The organism is Mucilaginibacter sp. cycad4 (assembly GCF_034263275.1).
Lineage (GTDB): Bacteria > Bacteroidota > Bacteroidia > Sphingobacteriales > Sphingobacteriaceae > Mucilaginibacter.
Map to the genome: position 1 here is coordinate 5,851,083 of NZ_CP139559.1, position 22,327 is coordinate 5,873,409.

Below are 22,327 nucleotides of genomic sequence, written 5' to 3' on the forward strand. Positions count from 1 at the left end.
TTAATTTGATAAGGTTAGTAATGGAAATGGAATTTTATCAGGATACTGGTAACGCAATAGAAAATGAATTATCCCGGCATTTCCGGTCATAAAGGCGGCTTCAGGATTTTCCTCATTGCCATCTAACCAGAACAAGGTGCCATCATCAGTTGAGCGGCCAATTTGCAGAAAATAGTCAGCGATCTTTTCAGCTCTTTTTAGCCAGTACGCATCGTGAAACACCCGGTAAGCTTCAAGATAAACCTCGCCAAGCCCGGCAAGCCCAGTGCCTTGACTAATATAATTGCTCGTAATTTCAAAAGGGTGTGCCATTAAAGAGCTACAAGCGGCTTCCTTAAACGCTGGGTCTTTAAATAGTTGAAAAGCCCTGATAAATAAAAATGCGACACCGGTAAAACCTGACTCAAACCAGGGATTAAAATCTTTGCCCCCGCAGCTGACTGGCCAATTATATATATTATTATGTTTCTGCCGCGACTTTAAAAGCCAATTAAGCCCACGTTGTGCTGCATCTTTGGCTTTTGGGTCATTCTGTTGAAAAGCATAAATCATTAAAAAATAACATATACCGGAGACGCCATTTAAAAAGCCCATCATTTTCCTTCGGGGCTGATTTCTTTCTGAAGCATCCATCTTCCAGGATCCGTCCCGTTCCTGTGATTTTAAAACCACTTGAACGATATCGGCAACCTTTGATGGCAAACTAGCCAGACCGATTATAGCTGAACATTTCATGATGGCAAATGCCTGCCCCACGAGACCGTCCGATAAACTCAAACCTTGGCCCTCAATTGAAAACCGTTTCGCCATGAGATTTAATAATTCGTCATTTAATGGGATTACTGCTTTTTTTCCGAGATAGGCGGTGATCACATTGAATCCGGATATTCCCCGGTACAGACCAATATTTTGGTTGTCAGCTTGTAATTTATATTCATGGTCTGTCAGCTCATAAATCCTTGTGACAAGTGATTTCATTTTAGAGAGGTCGTAACCAACCTCTTCTGCCAACGTCAAAACATAAATTATTCCTGACGCTCCGAGATACAAGTCGGGATAAGCATAATATCCTTTATAATTATTTGCCAGGCTTCGTAAGTCGATGCTTTTTTTTGAAAGCCAGCTTTGCCCTGTCAATAGAGGAGGCTTGAATAAACTGTCGATTGCAAGACGTGTTGTAAGTCGCAAAATCTCATCTTTAGCGACCACATCTTCGGGTAAGGCATCTTTTTGTTTATTGATCAGAATCAGTGATCTGTAAAACTCTAACTCGCGTTTAACCGAAGACAAGTCAGGCCGTCTCTCAGGATTAGTATCCAAACAAGAACTTATAAAAGCCGATAATCGTTCATTTCGAACAAAGTGATTGATGCTTTGAAAAAGTTTTTCAGGGTCATCCAAATTAAATTTAATTGGAGATAAGCCAGTTAGCGTTCTGGTCAGGATTGCTCCTAAACCGTATATGTCGTCTTCGAAACCTGGCTGCTTTCCATTCCTTTGTTGAGGTGACATATAACCAGGCGTTCCAAGTGTGAAAAATGGATCCGGTTCGTGATCAATGCAATTATAGCTGAGCTCAAGATCGATGGCGAATACTTTTTCTTCCGGAGTGACAATAAAATTAACCGGATTGAGGTCCCGATGAACATATCCGAATTTGTGCATAACCGCGATAACATCAGTAACCTGTAGCGCTAAAGCAATTAACCTGTCCTGAAGGCAATCGCCCAGATCGTGCCAGATAATTCCTTGCTGGATAGAACTAATATAATTATGATAGGACTCGCCCTCAATAAACTGCATAATAAGAAATGCGTCATCATCCGTAAAAATCAGGTCGATTGCGTTTGGGACGGAAACATGATTTGCTAATTCAGACTGAACTCTGAATTGCCATTCCAACCGGTCCCTTACGTCTCTGCCAGCATGATCGACACATTGATATTTTTTACCTTGTTTGATGACGCACCATTGTATATCAGTCAGTTTTCGAAAGTCAAATGCCTTATATACATTGCCCTTTGCGTCTTTTTTTAAAATGGAGAACTTGAAATATCTTTTACTGATCCATTTGCTATTTTTAAGCGCCTTAAAAGCAATTATCTCTTTAAAAGGCCAGTCATTTTTTTGCCCGTAACTCCGCTTAACTGGATTGCCCACCCATTGCTCATCAAAGGACGTATAGACACAGTTAAGCAAATGAATAGCAGTTGGGATTGTCGGACCGTTAAACTTTGACGTATTTTGGATCAGGTACTGTGCGATTGTCAAGGCTTGAACCGGATCCTTTGGCCAAACAGTAACAATTTTGCCGATTTCATCTATTCCCATGCTTCCATCTAAAATCATATTGTGATGGTAGTCGCTTTGAGGGATGGAGAAGGCACAATTTGATGCAATCAAGTAATCAAGAATGACAGCCAGAAATTCAGGCATGTCCTGTTTGATCACTGATACATGAATCCTCCATTGACCTTGAGTTACACACACTTTCCTTATCAAAAGATGCGGAGTCTTAACTTCATAGTTGATGTGCCTGATTTCAAGGCACCGACTGTATTCCTTAAGCTCAGGTAAGTCCGGATAAACGGTGACCTGTTCTTTAAGTAATTTGAATTTTCCATGAGCTAATGTTGATTCTTCCATGCGGTGATGTGTTAAGCATGGAATAAAGTTAGCCTGGCATCAGTGACAGAAAATGTCACTTAAATATTTATTATTAATTTTTTTATCAGTTATTTTTTTCTTCTATGATTACAAAATACTTTTTTTGTTGACGATCGTATTGAATGACATTTCCCTGATCACGTAGGTTATTGATCATTCTTTTGATAGTTCTGGTGCTGCAATCGAAACGTTTAGCTGTAGATTCAATAGATAAAAAACGATTTTTTTGGATAAGTTCCAATAAATAATCCAGTCGTTTCTGGTAAGAAATATAATCCATAGGTGTAACTGCCAATTCTCAACTTTCAAAAATAAATTTGAGACTTCTCTTAGCAATTATCTATAAATCAATATTATAATTTAGTAGTTTTAGTTGTTTGATTTGTCACTGTGAATATTATTCAAAGTTTCGGCTTCAATACGTTTTTGATTAAATCTTTGCGTTATAAACTTCCGCAGTTTATAAAAGGATTGTTTCATTTTCAGAAAATTGATGCCCAGGCCGTACTTGGAAGGGGGCATTAATTTAAATGGATCGATCTCTAATATTTCTGCAATTTCATATACCCGTCTTAAACTTAAATCTGTTTCACCTCTCTCAATTTTGGAATAAGCAGGCTGCGAAATTTCCAGCATGAATGCCATATACTCCTGGCTGTAGTTTTTCAGTTGTCTTTGCACGCGTATTTTATTTCCTGTCGTATCCATAGTGATAAGTATTTAATAATCCTATAAGCAAAAGTAATATTTTACAAGTTAACGTTTTAGCTTCAGAAATTAAGCAAAGTGACCTTTAAGGCAATTCTTAATAGTGAGAAGAAACATTATTTATTGTCTTATGAAAGAGCTTTCTGATGAGGCTGCGGACCAATTGAAAGGCGGAGTCGCCCTCGGTTCCTGCGCCTACCAGGTCGTGTCATCCGCTGTTGTTGGTGGATTGTTTGGCGGAGCCGGGGCCATTATCGGCGCTATCGGTGCAGCGACAGGTCCGGGTTGCCTGGGAATCTGGTAAACCCCAAAATGGCCGGGAGTCATCCCGGCCATTTAATGATCCCCGGGCAAAAAATGAGTGTGCCAACGAGACCGCCTAAAGCTCCGAAAAAATGCAAGTCATGATTAAGCAACTCATTATTGCGTCGCTGTCTATAAACCACAACCCCTATGATCACGATCAAACTAAAATAAAGGTTAGTGACATTGCCTACCACGGGCAAAGCAAAAGCAACCATGCCTGGTTGAAGAATTGTAAATCCAAATAAACACCCCATTATACTTCCGGAAGCTCCTGCGCTTGAATAACCAAAATCTCTGCGGTTCCTAATTGTCGCGAAGACTGAAGCGAAAAGACAGCTAAAAATGTATATCGCAGAAAACCTGATGCTTCCAAACGAAAGCTTTCTGTTTAAATGTGTTTCCAGATTACCTCCATAAGTGAAAAGCATGGCCTCATTTAAGATCAAATGGAACAAGTTATGATGAACGAGATCCGATGTAAACAAACGATAATACTGTCTATCCCGGATAATACTTACGGGATGCAGGAATAGCCGAAAAACATATCCCCGGTTATGAAACCCAGCCAAGCTGATAACCAGAATAGCTGTTCCTAACACAAGGCAAACCGGGAAGTTCGATAAAAACCTGACTAAAGTCGCAAAACTCATATTAAACATATTATATTTTTCTATAACCATAACTTATAATTTAGAAGCTGTGGTTATTGTACTTGGCCCGCAGATCGTAGAATTTTACCTAAAATCTTTAGGTAATGATTTCGACAAAAACATCCATTGCTATCAGTTTGAGCGTCTATTTGGGGTTATCCCTTTTGTTGATTAGTATCACCAACCATTACATCCTGACAATAAATTTCTTTGAAAACTCAAATGAGTTCTTATCCGGGATACCAGGTCAAGAGCAGGAAATATATAATAACCTTCAAAAATATCTATATCTATCCAGTTGCATTTACAGCACATTTAAGATTGGACTAATTGCACTTGTCATCTATACAGGACTTTATCTGTCAAACCAGCAAACCTCATTTTCTAAAACATTCCTTATAACCCTGCGTTCGGAATTGATCTTTCTGATTCCGGCAGCAATCAAAATAATTTGGTTCAAATATTATTATCCGAGTGGCACACTTGCTGACTGGCACCGGGTATATATCTTCTCCGCGTTATCTTTTTTCGACGCCATTCCCGCCGATTGGTATTATCCGCTTCAAACTTTAAACGCTTTTGAGATTATTTATTGGTTCATTCTGGCACGTGGCGTCCAACGGGTTACCCAGCTTAACTACGACAAATCGCTCCGGATCGTTGTTTGTAGCTATGTACCAGCACTATTTGTCTGGATTGTATTTGTATCATTCTGCACGGTTGTTCTTTCACCGGGAAACGCCTAAACTATTTGTTAACTTAATCTACCTGTATGCTAAAAATCAGTACCATCAAAAAGACTTTTGTCCGACAAACTCATGAAGATGATTGCGGCCTTGCCTGCTTGGCCATGATCCTGAACTATGCAGAAAAACGAGAGCTGGCCAAATCCCTTAAAGCTAACTCCCTGACCGCCGGGGCATTTTCCCTGTTGGACCTGAAGAACACAGCGCTTGAATGTGGGCTCATTGCAAGGTGTGTGGAACTGGATATCGGATTTTTGAGAAGTATAACAACGCCCTGCATCCTGCATACCGTTAATGAGATGGGCCTTGATCATTTCGAAGTATGCTACGGGAGTAGTAAAAAAGGGAACCACTTCAAATACCTGGTAGCAGACCCAGCTACTCAAGTTCATTTCATAGCCGAGCGCGATCTCGAAAAGAAATGGCAAACCAGGGCCACTTTGTGGTTTGACGGGCTTTCCCCCGATTTAAAAAACTTTGGAATTTCGCCGTCGAGAGTTTTAATTGATACCAGATTTTATCCGGTTGGAATGTTGATAGTTCTGCCATTCCTGAGCGTTTCCATCGCTGCGTTTGGCATTACTTTAACATGGCTGTTACAGCGTGGGCTCAGCAACTCGGAACTATTAAAAGGAAATATCTTAAATAGCCTTACCGTACTGTTACTCATCATCAGCGTCTTTAAGAGTGTGTTTACCTTTTTGCGGCAGTATATACTGATTAATATTAATTTAAGCGTCAACGAAAAACTTTCGCAATCACTGGCAAGTCATTTAAATAGCAATTCTACCAATCTTGGTGGCCGAGCAGAATTTTTAGCTAGAATTTGGTTGGTCAGCATTCAGAAAATACAAAATTCAGTTTCCGCATTTTTGGGTGTTATTGTTTCAGATGGCAGCATCTTACTGCTATTGCTATCCGGCGTCTTTTATCTTTTGCCGTTTGCTGGATTAGTCCTTAGTGCGTTACTCCTAATCTTGGGCATCCATATATTTAAATCGTTTCCAGAATCGTCCTACAACCAAAGCCGCCTACAACAATTATCTGGTGCCAGCGAGCGATCGCTTATTAAACAAATCCAAAAAGTCGATCTGGATTTTACTTCATTTAAAAACCTGCACTGTAAAAACCTCGACGTAGCCAGGAAACTGGCTGTAAAGATTTCGAAATTACATCTCTTGTATGAATGTACAGGAACATTGGCTGTTGTGATCGTCTTTGCGCTTGCAGCACGGCAGTTGAATAAAGGTGAGCTGGATTACAATTCATTTATGCTGGTGGTTATCGAGGCTTACCTGATTGTCGCTCTGATTCCCAAAATATACAGTTCCGCCCAGCAAGTAGCTGAAGGAATTGAAGGCGCGGTGCAACTGCAAAATCAATAATCAATCTTCTTTATTAGCTCTTTTCAGGTTTGCCACTCGACAAGCAGTCTATTGTCATGTCTATTTATTAACCGGTAACACATATTCACTACTAAAAAACATCAGTAACTATGAATGAAATCTTTAAAAAGCTAAAGGGTGATCTGCTGGAACAACTTTCGGATCTTGATGAAAAACTCCCACCTCTGGAACGCCTGAGCGCCACAAATCATATCGCCGCAAAAGCTATCAATACCATAAAAGAAACATTGAAAGAACAGGAATTTGATAGCGAAGAAGATGAAATACAATTTTATAAATTTATCAACCCGGAAATACTGTCTCATCCGATTGAGGAAGGGATACGATATAATATTCTGATCAACGAGCCTATACACACTGTTGAGAACATCGTTAAGTACTATGAGGACGAGTTAAAAGTTATGCAAAGTTTTTTCAGGATGAACAATTTTCACTACCAATATTTTAAAAACAATTTTGTGGAATTGGATAAAATATATTTTACTAACTACACGGGACCTCTTACGATTCCATTGCCGGAAGTTCCCTATCACATTGGTTACAGATGTACACCAATGAGTTGTCTTTTTGCCCAGTTCATTGCCAATGAAAGAATTCAACATTTCATTTTGCAGCAAATTGCTAAAACGCGGCATTGGGTACCTGGTTTCGCGGAAAATTTTCAAAGTGACGGATTTCCGGAGATTAAATGGACAGGGGATATTACGAATGTCGTTGAGCTTGCTTATGGCATTCATCTTACAGGACAGATCAATAATGGCAACGCGAGCCTTAACCAAATTGTTCGCTGGCTCGAAAGGAGTTTAAAAATCAACATCGGCAATATTCAAAAGAAATTCACGGAAATTGAAGGACGAAAACGTTTGAGCTTTACCCGATTTCTTGACCGGATGAAACAGGAAATCCTTAGGAAAATAGATTCCGATAACTCCTGATATTCGTTTTTTGAACAGTAGTCAACATTGTTTTTTTACATACATTTTCAAGGCGGGGAAACCCGCCTTTTGTATTTGGGTATTTTTACAGTATTTATCGTCTAATATTTATTTGTCAGTACTACCGTAAAACTACTGAAGAAAATAAGTCATTTATTTCCTTCGCGCGTGATCTCCCAAAATAGCTACAATCTGCTATACATTCCCCGGAATGATTACGATTTGTCCCCTCAAAAAAATCTCTCGGTAGTACCGGAAAGCTACCGAAGTACCTGTTTTTATAAGCCCCAATTTTGATCCTGTTGACACTCAGCAACGCTGCCGGATAGCCACAATAGCAGGTGAATTAAGTGCACTGAAAAGGTGATTTGAATCCTGCACACGACTACCGGCAGCATGAGCAACATTGGATCTTTGACATCTGGGGACGAAGCATTATCCTGTTAGCACCAGGAAATTTTGCGAAGGAGAGATCATATCAATCTGAAAGCGCATTGGCAGGCCCATAGCCCGGTTTGTAGAAACCGACGTGATTAGTCCCGAACACATATACCGGCAGAAATGAATTATCGGGTTCGATACCCGCTGCCGGTACCGAGAACTGCCCAGTTCTGTAATTGTCCAATTCGGCATTGCCGGAAACCTGTCTATTGTTTCACTAAAATCTATTTACTATGTCTATACTTTTAGCTGCCAAAGCGCTTAAAGAAAATGTTTCCATTATCGATTTGCTTTCCCGGCTGGGATATGAACCTGTTAAAAAAAGCGGCAGGGAAAAGTTCTATATCAGCATGATCCGGGATGATGACACGAACCCCTCATTCACCGTAAACGATGAACTTGGTGTCTGGTTCGATCACGGTATCCGTAAAGGCGGAAATATTATTGATCTAGGCCTGGCCTATTGGAAAAATCTAGGTTTCCGGGAAGTAGTTGAAAAGCTAACCGCCGTCGCTGATGGACAATATCTTGGTCTACCGCCTGTAGAGAAAATCTCAAGGCCACGATTACCGGTCAAGCTACCGCATTATATTGTCCTCGAAACGAAGCCATTGGGAACACACCCGGCAATCACGGAATATCTCCGGGGAAGAGGGCTTTTCGACGTTGGCAAAAAGTTCCTATCCGAGATCTACTACTATGTGGAAAATGATACTGGTGCCCGTAAACATTTCTTTTCTGCCGGTTGGCAAAATGAAAATAATGGCTGGGAGGTTCGCAACAAATACTTTAAAGGCTGTATTGGCCCTCAGGGCATCACTTTCATCAAAGGGAATGACAAAAAGGTCGCAATTTTTGAAGGATACTTAAATTTCCTGAGCTGGCGTACTGAAAATTTATCGCTGGACCACAGCATTATCGTGCTGAATTCAGTCACCGCCCTTAAAGCAGGCATTGGTAAGGCCAAAGCATTTTCTTCAATCGACGTGTACTTCGACCGGGACAAGGCCGGTTTTCTGGCCACTAAAGAGTTTATTTATGCGCTTCCGTACGCTACTGATCGATCACCTCTCTACGATGGCTTCAATGACTACAACGATAAAATAAAAGCGAAATTTAAAGCCATCTCCGCTGATGAAAAAGCTCACAAGAATATCTTTTCAGACCTGAAAGTTCCTTTTGAACGATAAGAATACATCTGGGAGAGCGGCGCTCAAAAGATCGATTAAAATACTCGGGGTGACATGACACATCACGGTTCGCCGGTCGGGAATCCAAAGGTATAATCGATCTGTAAAGCGCAAAAGCATTACCCAAAATTCCGTTGATTCCTCAACGGCAAGATGTCTTTTTGTGTCACAAAAAGTAATCTTGCCCTCCGGGGGACTTTGCAAAACTCGCAACTCGTTTTTTTATGGTTGACCGAAAACAGAAAACGGGGAGACCCAAATCAGATGGGAATAAACGTCATAAATTTCATAACGTAAGATTTACCGAAGATGAATTTAAAAACTTCGAGAATTTGGCGAAGGAACTTAATTTATCCAAAACCGAGCTAATCCGAATTAGGGTTCTGGAAAATGCCAAAAACTTAGTCACTAACTCGCGGGAGCTCCTTAATTACCTGGATGGAATCGGGTCAGAAATGGGCCGCATAGGCAATAACATCAACCAGTTGGCCAGGCATGCAAATGTGCTTAAATTACAGGGCACTCTCCACCCGACCGTTGTTAAGCATTTTGAAACCCTTTTGGATGATTACATAAAAATTCAGCGGCAACTCGAAATATCACTTCGAAAGATAATTCGCCTGATGGGCAAATAATAGCATAATAGATCAGGCCATCCGAATACCAGATGATCTGTGTAACCATGTATCAGTATATCGGCATAATCGATGGGCGTGCATACATAGATACTCAGTTATATGGATTGGTCGGTATAGAGATCTCCGGTTACACAGATAGGTTGATCTGACTATATAGCGCTGTAACGATCTGCCACTCTCCGGGTATGCAGTTACATTGATCCATAAATACATGGTAACGCTGTTACATTGCTCCAGAGCTATGCAATTATTCGATTATAAAGATCTTGTCTTGTCCTGAAATAGGTTTACAGTTTTGAGTGATTTTAAAGTATTAAAACCATGAAAATTGTAAAGCGCTATTCGGACGATTTCAAGCGTGAAGTGGCCGAACTCTATTTAACATCCGACCTTACCCAACAGCAAATTGCAGACAAATTTGGTATCCCAGGACATGCCTCAATCCAACAATGGGTTCGTAAATTTGGAGGAGAATTCAGAACACCCGTTATGGATAATCCACCAAAAAAACCTAAATCGGAATTACCGGACACGGCCGAAGGTATGGCTCGGCGTATTCTGGAACTGGAAGCAGCCCTCGAAAGAGAGCGCCTGACGAATTTGGCTACAAACAAGATGATTGATATTGCTGAACGCGATCTTAACATCTCCATCAGAAAAAAGTCTGGAGCCAAACAGTCAAAGAAGTAAAGGAACAATGTCCGGAGCTAAGTATTGATAAGCTCTGCGGATTGTTTGGCTTTACCAGACAGGCCTATTACCAGTTACAGAAATACGAGTATAAATGCCGTGCTCAATCACAAATCGTGCTTGAAATGGTCCAAAAAGAACGCAGTAGTCTTCCTGGTATTGGAGGTCGTAAGTTACTAAGTATGATCAGTATGCCAATGAAAAGAGAAAACATACATATGGGTCGGGACGCTTTTTTTGATTTGTTAAGGGAGAACCATTTACTGGTACGCCATAGCAAAACCAAAGTAGTAACAACCGATTCAAGGCATCGGTATCGTAGGTATCCTAACCTTATCCGCGATATTCTTTTAACGCGGCCACATCAATTATGGGTAAGTGATATCACATATATCGTAACCAGTGAGGGTTATTTGTACCTTTCATTGATCACAGATGCTTATTCCCGTAAGATCGTCGGCTGGAATCTGTCCAACAAACTGGATGCCGATGGTGCCGTGTATGCTTTAGAAATGGCTCTTTCCGGCTTACCTGATAACAAAGCTGCTGAACTTATTCATCATTCAGATCGTGGCATTCAATATTGCTGTGATAAATACATCTCTAAGCTTCGGCCTTACCATATCAAAATTAGCATGACTGAGAATGGTGACCCATTAGAAAATGCGATAGCAGAGCGGATAAACGGCACTTTAAAAACCGAATGGTTGAATAAAACCAAGCCTGGTACCAAAAAGGAAACTGCTTTGCGTCTATCAGGAATCATTGATGCCTACAATACCAAAAGGCCTCATATGAGTATTAATATGCTGACACCTGAAATAGCTCATTCCAGCGAAGGAGAGCTGCCAAGGCAATGGAAAAATTATTGGAAAGAAAAACATAATCAAATCGGTTGTGATGAGTAACCTTAATTACTTACTTTGCATCATCCAAGTTCTGTATGTAAAGCCTGACAAGGACTATGGTTAAATGTTGTAAAGCCCTTTAAGGATCTAATACATTTAGTATGTAAACCCTTGTTAGGACTGTATCATTATTGTAAAGAACATATCGTATTAACAGCTCCCAACTGTAAAGACTTTTTAGGACGAGACAGACCTTGATATTCCGCTACACAGCTACTGAGACATACAGATACACCGTTACTAACCCTGTCATGATTGCAAAGATTCTTCCCAAACCATCCAGAAACTTTGCCGGGGTCAATTACAACACCAACAAAATTGACCGTAACAAGGGCGAGCTGATGCGCGCAGCCAACTTCGGGCCACTTGACGCGCTGACGAATTTAAGGCCACAGGACTATATCAATTATTTTCAGGTCTTTTCCGCTCGAAATAAAAGGATTGGCAACCCTCAATTTCATGCTGTATTATCCGCAAAGGGTCAGTCTTACTCCAAAGAGGAACTGACAAAGGTAGCTGTTGACTGGCTTACAAAAATGGGGTACGGCAGCCAGCCATACCTGATCGTATTTCATAAAGATACCGAAAACAACCATGTACATATTGTTTCTACCAGGGTGGGTAGGGATGGTAAAAAGATCAGCACCGCTTATGAACACGTTCGCTCGCTCAATAATTTAAACACAGTCCTGGGTTATGATCAGGCCTTGAAATATCGCTTTTCTACGAAAGCTCAATTCCAGCTGGTACTCGAAAGCCTTGGTTTCATTGGACGTGATTATAATGATGAAAAGCTTGTAGCCAGAATCGAAAAGTTTGTGATCGATGATTCACGTGCGGATGAGCTAAAACAATTGTTGAATACGATGAAAGAGCAGCCTGGATTTGTAGCTAACCTGAAAAGGGATTACAATATCGAGCTTGTATTTCACAGCGCCCATGGAAAAAAGCCCTATGGCTATACCATCATCGATCATCAAACCCGACAAGTATTTAAAGGAAGTGAAGTGCTCGGCTTGAAATATCTCCACGGCGAAAAACCGATCACATACCATGCGATCGGTTCAACTAACTTTTTAGCGCAAGAAGCGGACTACGGAAGTACACAATCCGAACATGTGGCGCCGCTACATATCGGTCCCGTCTTTATCGCAAACGATGTTGACGACCAACAAGTCCTAGGCATGAAGCGCCGCAGGCAAAGAAAAGCAAGAACTAATACCCGATAAGGGATAAACCCATGACAATTTATGATCTGTTTATTTGGAAATCAAAAAGGCGGTGTCGGCAAAAGTACGCTCACCGTCCTATCAGGGAATTACCTGAGCCTGGATAAGTCCTGGCCCGTAACTATCATCGATATGGATTATCAGCAATCCATATCCCAAAAATTCGAAAAGGCTAAAGTATTGGAAAACGCGGAACCTTATGACGTTATGCCGGCCAGCCTGGAAACCTATCCCATGTTGCACAATGTGCTGACCCGGAATAAAAAGGACGCGATCCTCATCGACCTTCCCGGAAAGCTGGACGATGATGGGTTGATCCCTGTTTTCAAGTCGGCTGATATGGTGGTCTGCCCGTTCGCATACGATGAATTTACTTATGAATCGACCGTGCTTTTTACGGTTGTGCTCAAGAAGGTTAATCCCGGTATAAGGGTGGTATTTATACCCAACCGGATCAAGGCCAATGTAAAATTTGAAACAATGACCGAAGTTAACGAGCAACTGTCCAAATTCGGGACGATTACCGCAATCATACCTGACCGAATCGACTTTCAGCGGATTACCACCTTCAATACTCCGGTATCACTTTACCCGGTCATCAGCCCGATTTTCGAACAAGTCTTTGCAAAACACCTATGGAATCCATGAAATCCTTAGCCGATCAACTGCGGGAAGAACTGGTAAAACCAGGAACGAAAAAGACGACTGCGGATTCGGCCAAAACCACAATCACCGAACCGGCGGGCAAGCTAAAGGAAAAATCAAAGAAGCCGCAGTTACCAATCCTGGAAGCCATCATGGCCTACGACAACAGCCAAAACCGAACTATGGTTCATACGCGTTTCGACAGCAAAACAGCCGACACAATGAATAAATTCAAAATGGCCACCAATGTTGATGTAACCAAGTTCGTCGCCTTCGCCGTCAAGCACCTTTTCGACACGCATCCGGAACTCAAATCTATTATTAAACAATTTATTCAAAACACAGAATTATGACCTGGTTAAAATTTACGCTATGGGTATCGGGTTTATATATCCTTTACTACACAGCCCTGATCTTTTGGGACCGACTAAGGGCAGGCAAAGCGGATACCTCTGAAGGCAAGCATGAACTTACCTTCGTAGAACATATTGAACCCGTTAAATCTTTCATCGAAGATTTACTTGATCCGCAAACGTCACCCATCGTTTCCCACGGTGGGGTATCCTTGAAACAAATGTTCAACCTGGCCCGCGAAGAGGCCATCGAATATATCCGGCCGGTCAGCTTTTAAAAAATGAAAGCTTTCCTGATGGTAGGCTGCTGCCTTTTGCCCTTACCGGCAATGGCGCAACCCGGCATATCGGAAATGCAACAGGCTCAGCAAAATCTCTCATCTACATTCTTTTCCGCCTTTGACTTCTCGCTCGTGATAGCCGCACTCTTTGGCATTACCGGGGCAGTCAGGATCTACCATAACTGGCAAATGGGCAAGGACCGCATCGATAATGATGTCGCAGGCTGGTTCTTTGCTGCCTTCTTCATGGTGCTGGCAGGTGCATTTCTCAAAGCGATATTTGGAATTTGAACGCTTTGGGCTTCGACCATAGTCTCCGCCAGGAGGCTACTAAAAAATTCCCGTCTTCATTTATCCTTTTTCAAACTCCCGTAAATCAGCGACGAGTTTTCATTACCCTTTGGGGCGTATTTGTTCAGGCGATGTTCGTGATCTGACCGTCTTTCCATATACCCGGCCGCATCTCCTGCGGCTTTAAAAGATCACTGCCTCGATTTTTTTCTCCAAATAATGTTTAACAAAACCAAAAAACTGCTGGCTTCAGCTGTCCTGCTGGCCATGAATGTGCCGGTATTCGCTCAAAGTGGTGTTAATGGCTTGAACACCGCCACAACTACCCTTAAAACTTATGTCGCACCTGTAACCAACATCACTTTAGTGATCGGCGGTATTGTCGGCATTGTCGGTGCGATCCGGGTTTATTCTAAATGGAACTCGGGAGACCAGGATATTAATAAAGAACTCATGGGCTGGGGAGGTTCGTGTGTTTTCCTGGTGGTTTCCGCGCTGGTCATCAAAGCATTCTTCGGTCTGTAAATGGCCAGAAAATTCGCTGTTTATAAGGGGCTTGAACGGCCCCTTATATTCAAAGGCTTTAAAGGGAAATACATTTACTGGGGCTTAGCTTCCCTTTTATCCGGCCTTGTCTTCGGTGCCCTCACCATGTCGCTGGTCAATATGTGGCTCGGGGCAATGGTGCTTATCGGCTTCACAGTCGGCGGCCTGCTGTATTGTGCCAGCAGGCAAAAAGGCGGATTACATGCCAAAAGCCGCAACACCAATGTTTTAATCCTTTACCATCATGGGCGCAAAAACCATATTTAACATACCTTATGCCGGGGTGGATAACGACGGGGAATTTGACCTGCTGATCGGTCTCAACGGGGAGTATTCGATCATTATCGAAATGGTTAACCCCGTGATCCGCTACTCCGCCTACCAAGCCGGTTACGAAGAGTTTCACTACCTACTGATCAATATCGTAAAGATACTGGGCGACGGATACTTGATTCAGAAACAGGATATTATTAGTACCTCTCCCTTCAAAGGCGGACAGGCTTCAGAATATCTGCAAAAACAGTATAACGCCCATTTCGAAGACCGGGAATGTTTACAAGTTAGCACTTACCTAACCATCACCCGTCAGGTTAAAAAGGGTGCTTTCTACGTTTATGATGCGCGGGCACTCCTGGAATTTAAACAAGCTGTCAGTAAGGTTTTGGATATCATTCCCTCGGGAAAAGCACTAAAGGAGCCTGCCATAAATCAATTGGTACTACAGATGCTCAGCCTTGATTTCGGGCAGCAAAATATTGTGCTAAATAATATCGCGCCATCCGATACCGAAATCGTTTTTGGCGATAAAGCAGCCCGGTGCATCACCCTGATCAATATTGACAGTATCGATCTGCCGCCGACGGTCACCACGCACATCGAGCTTAATGAAAAGGAAAGCCTACGCGGTTTTCCCGTTGATTTCCTGTCGTTTTTATTCAAAGTTCCCGTCTGCGATGTTATCGTGTTTAACCAGGTTATTGAGATCCCTAACCAGGTCGTTGCCCTGCGTAAACTGGAGCAGAAAAGGAAAAGGCACGCGGGCATTCCGGATCCTGCAAACCAGATTTGCGTGGAAGATATCGACCACCTGCTCGCAGATGTTGCCCGGGAAAACCAATTGCTGGTTAAATGCCATTTTAATATCGTTGTCGCCGCGCCAAAAGAGTCGCTGCAAAAATCTTGCAACTTTATCGAAAGTTCGCTTTTCCAATTGGGGATTATCCCCAGCAGGAACGCCTATAATCAACTTGAACTTTTCCGCTCGGTACTTCCCGGCAACAGCGTCGAACTCAAACCTTACGACCTGTTCCTGACCACCTGCGAAGCGGCCGCCTGTTTTTTCTTCAAGGAATCCCTGCCCAGGGACGAGCCATCTGATTTTCTGATCCGGTTTACCGACAGGCAGGGTATCCCAATTGGCATTGACCCGGCTGACCTGCCGATGCGCACAGGCCGAATTAATAACCGCAACAAATTCGTGCTTGGGCCCAGCGGTTCCGGGAAAAGTTTCTTCATGAATGGGTTGATCGAGCAATATATGCTTTATAATATGGATGTGGTCATCGTCGATACCGGCCACTCCTACAGTGGGCTGTGTGCTTATTACCAGGGTAAGTATATCACTTACACCGATCAGAAGCCGATCACCATGAACCCTTTCCGGATCACGGAAGCGGAATATAATATAGAGAAAAAAGACTTCCTCTGTACACTGATCGGTGTGGCCTGGAAGGGAGCTGAAGGAACTTTTAACCCGGTCGAACGCGATGTCGTAGCCAATGTCATCTCCGCTTATTACAGCAAGTTCTTTGCTGAGAATGGGGAACTAAAATTTGACTCTTTCTATGAATTCGCCCAGGAAAAAATACCGGAAATCAAAAGCAAGGAAAAGATCCTCTTTGATTTTGATGAATTTAGATATGTACTCAAGAAGTTTTACAAAGGCGGTGAATATGATACAATTCTGAACAAAGAAACCGATAAATCACTCTTTACAGAACGGTTCATTGTGTATGAAATTGACTCGATCAAGGAATCCAAAATTCTTTTTCCCCTCGTTACGCTGTCCATCATGGATGTGTTCATCCAGAAAATGCGCTACCGTTCTGACCGCCGCAAAACACTCATTGTTGAAGAGGCCTGGAAGGCAATCGCGAGTCCTTTAATGGCCGGTTACCTGCTTTACCTTTATAAAACTGTGCGTAAGTTTTGGGGTGAAGCCATCGTCGTTACCCAGGAACTCGGCGACATCATTGGTAATGCAGTCGTTAAAGATAGTATCGTTAATAATTCGGATACGATCTGCCTGCTTGATCAAACCAAGTTCAAGGACAATTATAACGACATCGCCGCCTTGCTCTCCATCAACGAAACGGAACGCCGGAAGATTTTCACTATCAACCAGCTGGATAATACGGAAGGGCGCGGCCGATTCAAGGAGGTTTACATCAGGCGCGGCGCGGTAGGAGAAGTCTATGGTGTGGAGGTTTCGCTCCACCAGTATTTGACCTATACGACAGAAAAACCAGAGAAGTCGGCCATTGAAAGTTATGTCAGCAGGTTCGGTTCCTACCAGGACGGACTTGATGCTTTTATCTCTGATTTCAAAGACAGCGGAAGGTCCCTGTCTTCCTTTATTACCCATGTTAACCAAACAAAAAACGCATGAAAAATCCCACTTGCTGTTACTTCCTCAAACCGTCATTATGCTGGCTTGGCTTGTTTTTCTTTGTCCGGGTTGCTTCCGCGCAGCAGCTTGTTGTTGATCCGGCCGTTTCTGCCGCCATCGCGATGAACACCAGCACGATCAATGGTCAGCTTAACAACACCAATAACAAACTTGACCTGATCCAAAAAGGACAGCTCGCAGTCAGCGGACAGCTGCTGGTCGTCAACAGCATGCAAAACAAAATTTATCAGGGGCTGAGCCAGGTGGCTTCCGTGATCAATAACCTCAACACCGTCCGGGAGATCGCAGAGTGCGGTGCCGATATTGTCAGCGACGTCCAGGCTTCGGTCAAATTGGCCAAGTCGGACCCAATGCTCTTGCTGTTTGCAGAGCAAGGTGCCCGTGACTTCCAGGTAAGGGCCGCTGCACTCGCAGCCGATGTCAGCGCGTTCGTACTGAAAGGCGGCAACGGCAACCTGATGGATTCCGGGGAGCGGGGAAAACTGCTCAATCATATCGCAGAGGAAATGCGCATCCTGCGCGGCATAGCCTATGGAATGGACAGAGCGATGTATTGGGCAAAGATCAACGGCATATTCCGCTCTCTTAACCCATGGGCAGAATGGCAAAACCAGGATATCCGCATCGCTAATGATGTATTGACAAACGCCAAATACCTAAAACCATGAAGTCGCTATTATCAGTTATGGCTATCATGATGGCCTTTGGTGTAAAAGTTTTTGCACAGCAAAAAATGCTTGACATTCCCGGCATCCATCAGTTGGTCAGCCAATCGCAGTCCGAAAATAAGTTACAGGTAAAAGCAAAAAACCAGCAGGTAATAACCTCGGCCAATGAACAGGCTAACCTTACATTGCTTGACAAAATGAAGGTAGGCTACCGAAAATTACAACAACGGTATAATAAGCTTGCAACAGCCATCGATATAGCGGATATTGGTGTTTCCGCCGCACCAATGGTCAGCAGGATCGTGAGTAACCAGGCTCAGATCATCGGCCTCGCTGAAAAGAACCCTGCAATGTTCACTTTAGGTTACCAGTCGGAACTACAGTTCGCTTCTGCAGCCGACGACCTGATCGCCTACGTGACGGGCCTGACACTTTCTCTCGGGGACGTTAACCAAATGAAGGCATCCGACCGCAAAGTACTGTTTGACTATGTGCTTTCCGAATTGAGCAACATCCAGGAACTATCTGGCAATATGTTAAACCTGATGCAGTACTCTTCGCTGGCATCCCTGCTACGGGCGGCAAACCCCTTTCAGAACTTTATCGATGCAGATATAACCATCGGTAAGGACATCATTCAAAACGCAAAATATCTGAAATGAAAAAGATAATCCTGTTCATCCTGGTATGTTGTCTAACTATCTCTTCTGTTTTTGCACAGCGATCTGTGGTCGACCCCTGGCATGCTGCAGCTGTCGCGCAAAACGCCGCAGTAAGAAGCAGCGCGGAAATTACGCATGAACAATACCTTGGAAAGATCAATACGAATATCAACGATCTTAACACCAATGTAGGCTCAGTCGTTCTCGTGCAAACCATCATCTATGAGAGTTTATCGAATGTCAACTCAGCGCTGAAGAATGGCCTTGCCGTCAAGAACATGGCGCTTACTGTGTCAGACATGACTTATTACATTAATCAGGCATTAACCATGGCCAGAAGCGAGCCTTACCTGCTAACTTTTGCAGATAAAATTGCCGCTGAAATGCGGCTGCGTGCCATTGCCCTCGTCAGCGATGTTTCCGGATATATCCTAAAAGAAGGTAATAATATCCTTGCGGATTACAATTCGCGTGACCAGTTGTTGCGAAAAGTTACCCAGGAACTGCAAATCCTTGACGGACTGGCTTACGGGGCATGGAAAGCCATGTACTGGGCGAAGGAGCGCGGTATCATCGCTTCACTTAACCCATACGCCGGATTCATTAATCAGGACAAATCAATCGTTTCCCAAATCATCCAAAACGCTAAATTTCTCAGACAATGAAGTTTTTAATATTGCTGTCCTTTATATTATTGATATTCTGGCAACCTTGCAGCGCACAATCCGTTGTCAAAGACGAAAGTATCCGCTATCAGCAGGAACGCATGGTCTTTCTCCAATGGGATCAAAAAAAGTTTACCCCAACACCTGGATTCCTGCACCTTAATCCTTATTACTGGCTGACTTGGGGATTGTTTTATCCCAATTATCATAACAATGACCTGCGCCCTTTAAATGCTTCCGGTCCGCAGACACAGAGACTGGCACTTGTTGCTGCCATGAACGCTACGGATAATAAATACAAATTACAGTCCGATACCGTGCGCAATACGGCTCTAAGTGAGATCGCCAACCAATCAGGTCTTGCTGCTGATTTCGACCCATTATGGCGGATTTATTACAGCAAGCAACTTAAACCCGTGTTGGACTACACGCCGGCAGGCATTTTAACCGGTCTCTCACCTCAGGTGAGCTCAAAATTGATTTCCGAAGGGCTATATGATTGGTATAAAAATGAACTGGATATGCTCCGGGAGCGTGTTTCCGCCGCCCATACCACAGATATGGACCGCGGTGCGAGGATCATGGCTTATCATCGCTTATTAATAGAATACCGTCAGCTTGCCGGGGTTTGGGCAATCCGAACCTCATCTGCGCAAACAACACTCGATATGGCCGCCCGCCAACAAAGATTGAAAAGCAACCTTGTCGGCGTTCCTGATTGGACACCGCAGTCGGATGTCCAGATCGCAAACAAAGTTTTACAACATATACAATGAAAAAGAAATTTACCGTACTAATCCTGCTGCTCTGGACAGCGTCAACACTATTCGCTCAAACGATCGACAATGATAAAACGCTGGAGTTCCTGCAGGGAGATGGAGTTTATGAAACAGGTGTCATGGTTTTCCTGAAAGGCCTTAAAGATTCGCAATGGTCACACTTCGACCTTTTCATTACCGATGCGAAGGCTCTTTCGGCGATCTTTATGATCATATTTTTTGCCATCAAGAGCTATGAGATGATGGTCGGTGACAAGCAATTGGAGATTATGCCCCTATTAAGGCCCTTCGGGCTTTCCATGATTATATTATGGTGGGGGCCTTTCGTTAAAATGATCGCCTTTCCGACCGACCTTATCGCAAACCAAACGGAACAAATGTTCATGAGCGAGCAGACGGTCGTCAATAACCTCCGGCTGAACCGCGCTAACCTGATGCTGGCTGTCGCCAACTCCATGTATACCTACCAGGCGCAAGCGGAAGTCGCGGAAAAGGAAAGCGATACCTGGTACGGCCGGGCATGGGACCAGGTCACCAGCACTGTTAAGCAAGGGATCAGTACGGTCGTATCTCCCTTACTCGAATTGAAGAATCGGCTGACAGTAGGCATGCAATTACTCTTTACGCAATTACTCGAATTGATTGGCATCTGGATTTTGCGGCTGGCCGTGTATATTATTTTCATGATCCAGATTATTTATTCAACGATCTTGATCATCCTGGGTCCGTTCGCCGTTGCCGTCAGTATCCTGCCTGCGTTTCGGGACAGTTTCAGTACCTGGATCGCCCGTTTTATATCAGTGAATCTCTATAGCGGAATTGCTTATCTCATTATGTATTTATGCGGGCTCATGCAGGAGTATGCCATGACTTCCGAAATATCAAAATATCAGGAACTCGTAGGAAAAAACGGATTGAGCGCCAACATGGAAAAAATGGCCTGGTTCGCTGGCAATGGTATACTATCTTTTGGAACCGTGATCGTCGTATTTATCATTGGCGCGATCTGTATGTTCACGGTACCAAGCATTTCGACCTGGATCATCTCTACCTCAGGTATCAGTTCAGCTACATCGACTTTTGGCCGCAGTGCCGGAACAGTGGTCGGCGTGGCCAGAAGAATGTCAGGCAGCTTTTTTTAAGCTTTTAAATATTCTTTTTTCTTCTCTCTTTCATCCAAGGCCGTACTGGGAAACCAGGCGGCCTTTTCAATTCAAGACAAGCTATGATCATAAAAAATATTGAAGCTAAGGTCCGGCTGGCAACTTTCATCGCAGCTGGTAGTTTCCTGGCAGCACTGGTCATCGTCGCCATGAACAGTTTATATGCCTACAAATTGGTTTCAAATGCGCAGAAGACAATTTATATACTGGATAATAATGTCCCGATCCTCGCCAGGCAAACGGATATGCAGATGAACAGGCCGGCGGAATACCGGGCTCACGTCGATCTTTTTCATTCTCTTTTCTTTTCACTCACCCCGGATGATAATTACATGGAGTACCAAATGAAAAAAGCCATGTACCTCGTCGATGAATCCGGAATGAGGCAATATAACGATCTCAAGGAAAATGGATTTTTTAATTCGATCCTGTCATCCAGTTCCGTGCTTACGCTGCAAACGGATTCCATTACTTTAGACATGCCCAAACATTATTTCCGGTTCTATGGCAGACTAAAAATTGACCGGCGAAGCTCTACGGTTGTCAGGTCATTAATTACCGAGGGTTATTTGAAGGATATCCCCCGTAGTAATAATAATCCCCACGGCGTGCTGATCACCAACTGGAAAACCCTCGAAAATAAAGACTTACAAAATGTGGAAAAGAATTCATTCTAACAGGGATCCAAGGGATACCCTGTATAGTGAGATCAGGCGGGAGTTCGGGACTTATTTTCTGCTCGCTGGCAACGCATGGAAATGCCTGCTCAGCAAGTATCCGAAATTCCTCTTTGGAACGATGATCCTCTTTTTACTTACTTCAGCTGCCCTGTCATTTACCATATTCAGGAATGAAAAAAAAGCAGTCGCAATTGTTTCTAAAACAACAAACCCTATCCAGGATGGTTTCAGCCAGATCATGGCGGCAACGGATCGCATTAGGGAAACCCTTGATCTCAAAAAGATTGTCGACAGCCTGGGCCGGAAAAAACGACTGGATTTCCGTGATAGCCTGACGCTGGATAGCGCGCTCGACCGCCTGCAAGCCATCAAAGAAAATTAAATCCGAATA

At 43.3% G+C, this 22,327-nt stretch carries 27 protein-coding genes; 23 read left to right on the top strand and 4 right to left on the bottom strand.

The genetic code is table 11. The features are described from left to right. The 3 genes from SNE26_RS24005 to SNE26_RS24010 form a co-directional block, all read right to left on the bottom strand. Positions 1-2,646, bottom strand: a complete 2,646-nt coding sequence (locus SNE26_RS24005; RefSeq protein ID WP_321556392.1) for a lanthionine synthetase LanC family protein — start codon at positions 2,644-2,646, stop codon at positions 1-3. Positions 2,647-2,731: 85 nt separating this feature from the next. Continuing rightward, positions 2,732-2,947: a DeoR family transcriptional regulator gene (locus SNE26_RS29575; protein ID WP_373695606.1), complete on the bottom strand. Its 216-nt coding sequence runs from the start codon at positions 2,945-2,947 to the stop codon at positions 2,732-2,734. An 89-nt stretch (positions 2,948-3,036) separates the two neighbouring features. Further along, positions 3,037-3,375 carry a helix-turn-helix transcriptional regulator gene (locus SNE26_RS24010; RefSeq protein WP_321556393.1) on the bottom strand — a complete coding sequence of 113 codons (339 nt, stop codon included), beginning with the start codon at positions 3,373-3,375 and terminating at the stop codon, positions 3,037-3,039. A gap of 163 nt (positions 3,376-3,538) precedes the next feature. On the opposite strand from SNE26_RS24010, the gene SNE26_RS24015 reads away from it, so the two are divergent. Further along, on the top strand, positions 3,539-3,679 hold the full coding sequence (locus tag SNE26_RS24015) for a hypothetical protein (protein WP_321556394.1): 141 nt from the start codon (positions 3,539-3,541) through the stop codon (positions 3,677-3,679). A 19-nt stretch (positions 3,680-3,698) separates the two neighbouring features. Here the strand turns inward: SNE26_RS24015 and SNE26_RS24020 are convergent, their stop codons facing one another. Further along, entirely contained in the window at positions 3,699-4,361 is a 663-nt protein-coding gene (locus SNE26_RS24020) for a rhomboid family intramembrane serine protease (protein ID WP_321556395.1), read from the bottom strand. A 74-nt stretch (positions 4,362-4,435) separates the two neighbouring features. Here SNE26_RS24020 and SNE26_RS24025 point away from each other — a divergent pair, with 74 nt between their 5' ends. From SNE26_RS24025 to SNE26_RS24130, 22 genes are all read left to right on the top strand, one after another. Further along, entirely contained in the window at positions 4,436-5,077 is a 642-nt protein-coding gene (locus SNE26_RS24025) for a hypothetical protein (RefSeq protein WP_321556396.1), read from the top strand. A gap of 26 nt (positions 5,078-5,103) precedes the next feature. Continuing rightward, a complete protein-coding gene (locus SNE26_RS24030) occupies positions 5,104-6,462 on the top strand; it encodes a cysteine peptidase family C39 domain-containing protein (RefSeq protein WP_321556397.1) in 1,359 nt (452 codons plus the stop codon). A 110-nt stretch (positions 6,463-6,572) separates the two neighbouring features. Beyond that, on the top strand, positions 6,573-7,418 hold the full coding sequence (locus SNE26_RS24035; RefSeq protein ID WP_321556398.1) for an RteC domain-containing protein: 846 nt from the start codon (positions 6,573-6,575) through the stop codon (positions 7,416-7,418). Between the two features lie 674 nt (positions 7,419-8,092). After that, complete coding sequence (locus SNE26_RS24040; protein WP_321556399.1) at positions 8,093-9,049, top strand: hypothetical protein; 957 nt, start codon at positions 8,093-8,095, stop codon at positions 9,047-9,049. 224 nt (positions 9,050-9,273) lie between these two features. After that, positions 9,274-9,684, top strand: a complete 411-nt coding sequence (mobC, locus tag SNE26_RS29580; RefSeq protein WP_373695585.1) for a plasmid mobilization relaxosome protein MobC — start codon at positions 9,274-9,276, stop codon at positions 9,682-9,684. Positions 9,685-10,008: 324 nt separating this feature from the next. Further along, complete coding sequence (locus tag SNE26_RS24050) at positions 10,009-10,377, top strand: transposase (RefSeq protein WP_321556400.1); 369 nt, start codon at positions 10,009-10,011, stop codon at positions 10,375-10,377. Positions 10,378-10,418: 41 nt separating this feature from the next. Beyond that, positions 10,419-11,285, top strand: a complete 867-nt coding sequence (locus SNE26_RS24055) for an IS3 family transposase (RefSeq protein ID WP_321556401.1) — start codon at positions 10,419-10,421, stop codon at positions 11,283-11,285. Between the two features lie 251 nt (positions 11,286-11,536). Further along, the gene (locus SNE26_RS24060; protein WP_321556402.1) at positions 11,537-12,514 is read left to right on the top strand and encodes a relaxase/mobilization nuclease domain-containing protein; all 978 of its coding nucleotides are present in this window, start codon (positions 11,537-11,539) and stop codon (positions 12,512-12,514) included. 21 nt (positions 12,515-12,535) lie between these two features. Beyond that, positions 12,536-13,162 carry a ParA family protein gene (locus tag SNE26_RS24065; protein WP_321556403.1) on the top strand — a complete coding sequence of 209 codons (627 nt, stop codon included), beginning with the start codon at positions 12,536-12,538 and terminating at the stop codon, positions 13,160-13,162. Next, positions 13,159-13,512 carry a hypothetical protein gene (locus tag SNE26_RS24070; RefSeq protein ID WP_321556404.1) on the top strand — a complete coding sequence of 118 codons (354 nt, stop codon included), beginning with the start codon at positions 13,159-13,161 and terminating at the stop codon, positions 13,510-13,512. Before SNE26_RS24065 ends, SNE26_RS24070 begins: the two co-directional genes overlap by 4 nt. Then, the gene (locus SNE26_RS24075; RefSeq protein WP_321556405.1) at positions 13,509-13,790 is read left to right on the top strand and encodes a hypothetical protein; all 282 of its coding nucleotides are present in this window, start codon (positions 13,509-13,511) and stop codon (positions 13,788-13,790) included. The genes SNE26_RS24070 and SNE26_RS24075 overlap by 4 nt, the downstream gene beginning before the upstream one ends. Positions 13,791-13,793: 3 nt before the next feature. Beyond that, positions 13,794-14,084, top strand: a complete 291-nt coding sequence (locus SNE26_RS24080) for a DUF4134 family protein (RefSeq protein WP_321556406.1) — start codon at positions 13,794-13,796, stop codon at positions 14,082-14,084. Positions 14,085-14,303: 219 nt separating this feature from the next. After that, positions 14,304-14,609: a DUF4134 domain-containing protein gene (locus tag SNE26_RS24085; protein WP_321556407.1), complete on the top strand. Its 306-nt coding sequence runs from the start codon at positions 14,304-14,306 to the stop codon at positions 14,607-14,609. Then, positions 14,610-14,897 carry a plasmid transfer protein gene (locus SNE26_RS24090; protein WP_321556408.1) on the top strand — a complete coding sequence of 96 codons (288 nt, stop codon included), beginning with the start codon at positions 14,610-14,612 and terminating at the stop codon, positions 14,895-14,897. After that, on the top strand, positions 14,875-17,298 hold the full coding sequence (locus tag SNE26_RS24095; RefSeq protein ID WP_321556409.1) for a TraG family conjugative transposon ATPase: 2,424 nt from the start codon (positions 14,875-14,877) through the stop codon (positions 17,296-17,298). Before SNE26_RS24090 ends, SNE26_RS24095 begins: the two co-directional genes overlap by 23 nt. Beyond that, entirely contained in the window at positions 17,295-17,987 is a 693-nt protein-coding gene (locus SNE26_RS24100) for a hypothetical protein (protein WP_321556410.1), read from the top strand. The genes SNE26_RS24095 and SNE26_RS24100 overlap by 4 nt, the downstream gene beginning before the upstream one ends. Then, positions 17,984-18,649: a hypothetical protein gene (locus SNE26_RS24105; RefSeq protein WP_321556411.1), complete on the top strand. Its 666-nt coding sequence runs from the start codon at positions 17,984-17,986 to the stop codon at positions 18,647-18,649. Before SNE26_RS24100 ends, SNE26_RS24105 begins: the two co-directional genes overlap by 4 nt. After that, complete coding sequence (locus tag SNE26_RS24110) at positions 18,646-19,314, top strand: hypothetical protein (RefSeq protein WP_321556412.1); 669 nt, start codon at positions 18,646-18,648, stop codon at positions 19,312-19,314. The genes SNE26_RS24105 and SNE26_RS24110 overlap by 4 nt, the downstream gene beginning before the upstream one ends. Continuing rightward, positions 19,311-20,090, top strand: coding sequence for a hypothetical protein (locus SNE26_RS24115; protein WP_321556413.1), 780 nt, complete (start codon positions 19,311-19,313; stop codon positions 20,088-20,090). The genes SNE26_RS24110 and SNE26_RS24115 overlap by 4 nt, the downstream gene beginning before the upstream one ends. Beyond that, positions 20,087-21,235 (top strand): plasmid transfer protein, encoded by a 1,149-nt coding sequence (locus tag SNE26_RS24120; protein ID WP_321556414.1) that lies wholly within the window; start codon positions 20,087-20,089, stop codon positions 21,233-21,235. The genes SNE26_RS24115 and SNE26_RS24120 overlap by 4 nt, the downstream gene beginning before the upstream one ends. Before the next feature lie 83 nt (positions 21,236-21,318). Next, positions 21,319-21,933, top strand: a complete 615-nt coding sequence (gene traK, locus SNE26_RS24125) for a conjugative transposon protein TraK (RefSeq protein ID WP_321556415.1) — start codon at positions 21,319-21,321, stop codon at positions 21,931-21,933. Continuing rightward, on the top strand, positions 21,911-22,318 hold the full coding sequence (locus tag SNE26_RS24130) for a hypothetical protein (protein WP_321556416.1): 408 nt from the start codon (positions 21,911-21,913) through the stop codon (positions 22,316-22,318). The genes traK and SNE26_RS24130 overlap by 23 nt, the downstream gene beginning before the upstream one ends. Positions 22,319-22,327: the final 9 nt, after the last annotated feature.

Bases quoted from the DNA above. Each gene is read 5' to 3' on its own strand.
- SNE26_RS24005 (WP_321556392.1), bottom strand. From the start codon at position 2,646: ATGGAAGAATCAACATTAGCTCATGGAAAATTCAAATTACTTAAAGAA.
- SNE26_RS29575 (WP_373695606.1), bottom strand. From the start codon at position 2,947: ATGGATTATATTTCTTACCAGAAACGACTGGATTATTTATTGGAACTT.
- SNE26_RS24010 (WP_321556393.1), bottom strand. From the start codon at position 3,375: ATGGATACGACAGGAAATAAAATACGCGTGCAAAGACAACTGAAAAAC.
- SNE26_RS24020 (WP_321556395.1), bottom strand. From the start codon at position 4,361: ATGGTTATAGAAAAATATAATATGTTTAATATGAGTTTTGCGACTTTA.
- SNE26_RS24025 (WP_321556396.1), top strand. From the start codon at position 4,436: ATGATTTCGACAAAAACATCCATTGCTATCAGTTTGAGCGTCTATTTG.
- SNE26_RS24030 (WP_321556397.1), top strand. From the start codon at position 5,104: ATGCTAAAAATCAGTACCATCAAAAAGACTTTTGTCCGACAAACTCAT.
- SNE26_RS24035 (WP_321556398.1), top strand. From the start codon at position 6,573: ATGAATGAAATCTTTAAAAAGCTAAAGGGTGATCTGCTGGAACAACTT.
- SNE26_RS24040 (WP_321556399.1), top strand. From the start codon at position 8,093: ATGTCTATACTTTTAGCTGCCAAAGCGCTTAAAGAAAATGTTTCCATT.
- mobC (WP_373695585.1), top strand. From the start codon at position 9,274: ATGGTTGACCGAAAACAGAAAACGGGGAGACCCAAATCAGATGGGAAT.
- SNE26_RS24050 (WP_321556400.1), top strand. From the start codon at position 10,009: ATGAAAATTGTAAAGCGCTATTCGGACGATTTCAAGCGTGAAGTGGCC.
- SNE26_RS24060 (WP_321556402.1), top strand. From the start codon at position 11,537: ATGATTGCAAAGATTCTTCCCAAACCATCCAGAAACTTTGCCGGGGTC.
- SNE26_RS24065 (WP_321556403.1), top strand. From the start codon at position 12,536: ATGATCTGTTTATTTGGAAATCAAAAAGGCGGTGTCGGCAAAAGTACG.
- SNE26_RS24070 (WP_321556404.1), top strand. From the start codon at position 13,159: ATGAAATCCTTAGCCGATCAACTGCGGGAAGAACTGGTAAAACCAGGA.
- SNE26_RS24075 (WP_321556405.1), top strand. From the start codon at position 13,509: ATGACCTGGTTAAAATTTACGCTATGGGTATCGGGTTTATATATCCTT.
- SNE26_RS24080 (WP_321556406.1), top strand. From the start codon at position 13,794: ATGAAAGCTTTCCTGATGGTAGGCTGCTGCCTTTTGCCCTTACCGGCA.
- SNE26_RS24085 (WP_321556407.1), top strand. From the start codon at position 14,304: ATGTTTAACAAAACCAAAAAACTGCTGGCTTCAGCTGTCCTGCTGGCC.
- SNE26_RS24090 (WP_321556408.1), top strand. From the start codon at position 14,610: ATGGCCAGAAAATTCGCTGTTTATAAGGGGCTTGAACGGCCCCTTATA.
- SNE26_RS24095 (WP_321556409.1), top strand. From the start codon at position 14,875: ATGGGCGCAAAAACCATATTTAACATACCTTATGCCGGGGTGGATAAC.
- SNE26_RS24100 (WP_321556410.1), top strand. From the start codon at position 17,295: ATGAAAAATCCCACTTGCTGTTACTTCCTCAAACCGTCATTATGCTGG.
- SNE26_RS24105 (WP_321556411.1), top strand. From the start codon at position 17,984: ATGAAGTCGCTATTATCAGTTATGGCTATCATGATGGCCTTTGGTGTA.
- SNE26_RS24110 (WP_321556412.1), top strand. From the start codon at position 18,646: ATGAAAAAGATAATCCTGTTCATCCTGGTATGTTGTCTAACTATCTCT.
- SNE26_RS24115 (WP_321556413.1), top strand. From the start codon at position 19,311: ATGAAGTTTTTAATATTGCTGTCCTTTATATTATTGATATTCTGGCAA.
- SNE26_RS24120 (WP_321556414.1), top strand. From the start codon at position 20,087: ATGAAAAAGAAATTTACCGTACTAATCCTGCTGCTCTGGACAGCGTCA.
- traK (WP_321556415.1), top strand. From the start codon at position 21,319: ATGATCATAAAAAATATTGAAGCTAAGGTCCGGCTGGCAACTTTCATC.
- SNE26_RS24130 (WP_321556416.1), top strand. From the start codon at position 21,911: ATGTGGAAAAGAATTCATTCTAACAGGGATCCAAGGGATACCCTGTAT.